The organism is Psittacicella gerlachiana (assembly GCF_003585965.1).
GTDB classification, from domain to species: domain Bacteria; phylum Pseudomonadota; class Gammaproteobacteria; order Enterobacterales; family Psittacicellaceae; genus Psittacicella; species Psittacicella gerlachiana.
Genome location: NZ_NRJF01000266.1, coordinates 1 through 1,619, shown reverse-complemented (window position 1 = coordinate 1,619; position 1,619 = coordinate 1). Strand labels below are relative to the sequence as shown.

Here is a 1,619-nt window from a genome sequence, read left to right as displayed (position 1 = left end):
TTTTTAATAGAATAAAAGCGACATGAAACATTTTGTTCATGTCGCTTTTCTAAAAGATTTAGTTTTTATTTTGAAGATAAACGTTTTTGAATATCGTAATTTGCAATAAAAATCGATAAGTTTTTAGATTGTTTATCTGATAATAAAAGACCATCTAATTTTTGGCTTGGTTGAATTAAATGTAAGCCTACTAATTGTACATTTGAAAGTAATTGTGGCTGATAATTACGTAATGTTGGATCATCAACTTGATAAATTCTAAATGTAAGAGAAGCTAAATTAGTATTAGCCAAACTATTAGTAGTTAAGTTACTATTAGATTGTTCTAAAGCTTTATTAATCTCGTGATCAGAATAAGCTAAAGTACTAAAAGAACTATTAGTAAATAGTAACTTATTGAAAAAGCCAATGCATGCAAATGTTGCAATAAAGGCAAAAGCAGCACCAAAAATGTTACGTTTGTTAAAAATAGAAGTTTCTGTTTTTGTCGTAGTATTAGATGAAACTAATGTCTCTGGTTGTTGATAACCACTATTTTGCTGTGTGTTGTTCTCACTAAAGAAAGCTGTTGCTCTCTCATTTGCATAATTCGAACCATAGTTAATATATGGATTTTTATATTCTGGTTCTAGTGAAATAGTTTTTGAAACATCTGTTTGAGTATCTTCTAATTCAAGCTCAACATCTTCTATTGAATCATTAGCCTCTAAGCTTGCAATTTCTAACATCACACTTTTTGTAAAGTCAAAATTAGCAAACTTTTGTAAATCAGCAGGTGTATCCACATAGTGTTCAAGATCTTTTTCTACATCTAGATCTTTATCTTTAAGTGTTAATACATCGGCAACTAGTTGATCATAAAATAAATCTTCTAGTGTTATCTTACCTGAAGCTAGTTCATCTGCTAAATTAATAAGATGATTTGCACTCATAATAAATTTAAAGCTTAGAAAGTATACCATTTTCTTCAATCAGCTCTTTATACATAATTCGAGCTCGATTGATTCTGGATCTTACAGAGTCTACAGTTAAATTCAACTCTGCACTAATATCCTTATAACTCATACCTTTTTCAATTCTTAATAAAAAAGGTGTCAAAATATGTTCGGGAATTTGATGTAAAAGTTCTTCTAGAACTTTTTTATTTTCTTCTGCAATTATGTTCTCTTCAATGGAGTTCGTCTTATCTTCTTGAAGGTCTACATATGAACCTTCATAATCCATATCCGATTCAAACGTTAAGTTAACTCTACGATTTCTTGCACTAATGGCATTTAACATTTGGCGAATACCTATGGTACATAACCACGTGTAAAATTTACTTTTTCCTTGGAATGATTCAAGTTTTCTATATGCTAAAACAAATACGTTTTGGGCTACATCTTCAACTAACCCATTGTCACCATATTTTTTTAGTAAAAACTGTATTAATCTATTTTGATATCTCGTCACAAGAATACCAAAGGCATTCATATCGCCAGCTTTGATTCGTTCAATTAACTTAAGTTCTTGCTGATGTAAATCGTCATCATTATCGTCAATCTGCTTTAAGCTACGCTCTGACATGAGGAATCTCGTATCCTTAGCAAGAAAACTTATTAAGCAATTTTATTTAACTC

2 protein-coding genes are annotated in these 1,619 nt (G+C 30.0%); both read right to left on the bottom strand.

Annotated features, from left to right (window positions below; all coding sequences use genetic code 11):
• Positions 1-65: 65 nt before the first annotated feature.
• Positions 66-932 carry a hypothetical protein gene (locus tag CKF59_RS07480; protein ID WP_147397152.1) on the bottom strand — a complete coding sequence of 289 codons (867 nt, stop codon included), beginning with the start codon at positions 930-932 and terminating at the stop codon, positions 66-68.
• A 7-nt stretch (positions 933-939) separates the two neighbouring features.
• On the bottom strand, positions 940-1,566 hold the full coding sequence (locus CKF59_RS07475) for an RNA polymerase sigma factor (RefSeq protein WP_119535282.1): 627 nt from the start codon (positions 1,564-1,566) through the stop codon (positions 940-942).
• Between the last annotated feature and the right edge of the window lie 53 nt (positions 1,567-1,619).

What these genes read in the sequence shown, in the direction of transcription:
- CKF59_RS07475 (WP_119535282.1), bottom strand. Translation starts at nt 1,566, where the DNA reads ATGTCAGAGCGTAGCTTAAAGCAGATTGACGATAATGATGACGATTTA.
- CKF59_RS07480 (WP_147397152.1), bottom strand. Translation starts at nt 932, where the DNA reads ATGAGTGCAAATCATCTTATTAATTTAGCAGATGAACTAGCTTCAGGT.